Source organism: Kitasatospora sp. NPDC034533, assembly GCF_055575155.1.
Window position 1 is genome coordinate 126,182 of the sequence record NZ_JBVITE010000018.1, and the last position, 2,743, is coordinate 128,924.

At 73.6% G+C, this 2,743-nt stretch carries 2 protein-coding genes; one reads left to right on the plus strand and one right to left on the minus strand.

Annotated elements, in window-relative coordinates:
- Positions 1-133 precede the first annotated feature (133 nt).
- Positions 134-1,216: a septation protein SepH gene (sepH, locus tag ACZ55U_RS16110; RefSeq protein WP_465526693.1), complete on the minus strand. Its 1,083-nt coding sequence runs from the start codon at positions 1,214-1,216 to the stop codon at positions 134-136.
- A gap of 518 nt (positions 1,217-1,734) precedes the next feature.
- Here sepH and ACZ55U_RS16115 point away from each other — a divergent pair.
- On the plus strand, positions 1,735-2,601 hold the full coding sequence (locus ACZ55U_RS16115) for a hypothetical protein (RefSeq protein ID WP_465526695.1): 867 nt from the start codon (positions 1,735-1,737) through the stop codon (positions 2,599-2,601).
- Positions 2,602-2,743 lie beyond the last annotated feature (142 nt).

Genomic DNA, 2,743 nt, shown 5'->3' on the forward strand with positions numbered 1-2,743 from the left:
TTTGGGGGGAGTGGGGGGCAAAGCAACGGACCCCCTTGGGTGGCGCCCACGAAAAGGGGGGGGGGGGGGTGGGGGGGGGGGGGGGGGGGGGGGGGCCCCCCCCCCCCCCCCCTCCGGCGTACCGCGACGACTACTACTCCTGCTTCTTGCGCCGGCTGCCGAAGACGATCTCGTCCCAGCTGGGCACGGTGGCCCGGCGCCCCGGCCGGACGCCGTCCGCCTCGGCCTGCCGGTCGGTGGTGCCGACCAGGCGCTCGCGGTGCGGGGCGACGGCGCGCGGCATCAGGATGTCGGCGTAGGCCGAGCCCGCGCCGACCGCCGGGGCGGCGGCTGCCGCGGCCGGCTCCTCGCCCTCCTCGGCGACCTCGGCGGGCACCGGCTCGATCGCGCTGGGGCCGCCGACGGCGAGGTCGCCGCGGAAGGCGGGCACCACGTCGAGCAGGCTGGTCAGCGAGTCCCGGGACTCGGCGGTGGCCTCGCGAGACTCGCGGACCTCGCGGGCCGACATGATGCGGTCGGCCGAGGGCCGGTCGATCATCGGGCGCGGCGGCCGGTCCTGGGGGAGCCGGGCGATCCGCGGGATGAACGGGAAGACCGACTCCTCCTCGCGGTCGACGTTCTCGCCGATCAGCGCGCGGGCCTCGTCGTCGTTGGGCTGGACCAGGCGCCTGGGCGGGTCGTACGTCCAGGAGGCGCTGCGGCCCTCGCCGTCGGCCCGGTAGGAGAGGATGACCTCCCAGGTGCCGTCGTCGCGCCGCCAGGAGTCCCAGCGCTCGGTGTCCTTCTCGGCGCCGCGCAGCGCGAGCCGCTCGGCCACGGCCTCGCCCAGCTGCGGGCCGGGGGACTCGCCGTTGCGGCGGATGGCGGTCTTGCGGGCGCGCTCGGCCATGAACGCGCGTTCGGCGAGCACCGGCCCCTCGAAGCGGCGGACGCGGTCGACGGAGATCCCGGCGGCCTGGGCGACCTCCTCGGCGGAGGCACCGGCTCGTATCCGCGCCTGGATGTCCCGGGGGCGCAGATGGCTCTCGACCTCGATCTCGATCTGGCCGAGGCGCGGCCGGTCGCCGCGGATAGCGGCACGCAGCCGCTCGTCGATGGGAAGGGTGTACTCCGTGCTGTCGGCAGCCTTGAGCACCAGCCGTGTGCCGTCGTTGCTGACGGCCACAACCCGCAGTTCGGGCACGGTTACCTCCCGGGTGGTGCCTGCCGACGTCACCTGCGTCGCTGCTCCCGTACTGAGTGTGGCCTGCCCACTCGCGACTGGCCACAACCTTGCTGAGTTCCCCGGCGTGTCGGGCTTACGCCCGCGCACGCCGTTGTGGCACGGTTGCCTTTTTGCCACGCCATCCGTCGACGTCGCGCCTGGGTGTCCCGGCCGTCCTCGCACGCGGAGTGACTGCGACGATCCGGGACCGGCGTCGCCGTGCGTGCCCGTTCCGTGGCTCCTCGTCAAGCTGCCGGTGTTGGCGCAGTCGACAAGTCGACCCAAGGCTCGGGCTTTACGAACAGTACTCCATTCGTGGCATTCAACGGGGCGGCTCGCCGCTCAAGTCTCCCGCGATTCACGGGAATCTCAAGAGCGCGCTCCCCCAATGGCGGACCACCGCCGGATGAACGGTGATCATCTTCACACAATCCGGGTGCGAAGAACCGCATTTTCGTCCCTTGTGTCCTTCTTTGGGCAAGATGGAGTGTCTTGTTCGAAGAACGGTCGTACGAACCCGAGGGATGTCGATGCCGGAGCGGAGTGCCGTCGAGGAGGGCGGCAAGGCCAAAGAGGAGCGCAAGCGGATCGATCTGAGTGTGGCTCAGGTCGCGGCGAGTGCGCTGGCCACGGTGGTGGGCGCGCTGCTGGCCTCCGAACTGGGGGTGTACGGCACGATCGTGGGCGCCGCCGTGGTGAGCGTCGGGGCGACCACCGGCGGCGCGGTGTTCCAGCACATCTTCAAGCGGACCGGCGAGCAGCTGCGCGGGGCGGTGGACCGCGGGCCGAACGCGACGGTCAACTCCCTGCGCCAGGTGCCGGCGGAGCCCGGGCCGCCGCAGACGCGGGTGCAGCCGGCGGGGGTCACCTCGGAGTGGAACGCGCCGCAGGTGGTGCGGGCGCGGCGGCGCTGGAGCTGGAAGACCTACGCGGCGGTGTCCGGGCTGGTCTTCGTGCTGGCGATGGTGCCGATCGTGGCCTTCGAACTGGCCACCGGGCAGCCGGTGTCGGCGACGGTCAAGGGCGAGTCGGGCAACGGCACCTCCTTCGGCGGCTCGGTGGCGCCCAAGTCCTCCACTCCCAAGGACGCCCCCGAGCAGCGGCCGTCCACCGGTGGCGGCGGGCGGGGCCCGGAGTCCACGCCCTCCGGCGGCGCGTCGGCACCGGCGACCACCCGGCCGAGCCGGGAGCCGGACGCCACGCCGGGCGCCGGTGCGGGCAAGGGCTCGCCCTCGACGGGGCCGAGCGCGACCCCGTCGGCCGGTGCGTCGGAACCCGCGGGCGGCGGGCGGCCCACCGGCGGGGCGACCCCGCAGCCGCCGGCGCCGAGCGACGCGCCGGCGAACGACCCGGCGAAGGCACCCGTCACCCCGCCGGCGGACGCCCGGACCCCGTAGGGGTGTCGTCCCGGCACGCGTGTCACCGGCGTCCCGGTACGACGCACCTAGATGATTGATGCCAAGGGGTTCAGTGGTCGTACGCGGTGAGGGAACGCATGACGGGCTGCCCGGTCTGGTCGTTGTGCCAGATCGCGGCGGT

Coding starts and splice junctions, on each gene's coding strand:
- ACZ55U_RS16115 (WP_465526695.1), top strand. CDS start 1,735: ATGCCGGAGCGGAGTGCCGTCGAGGAGGGCGGCAAGGCCAAAGAGGAG.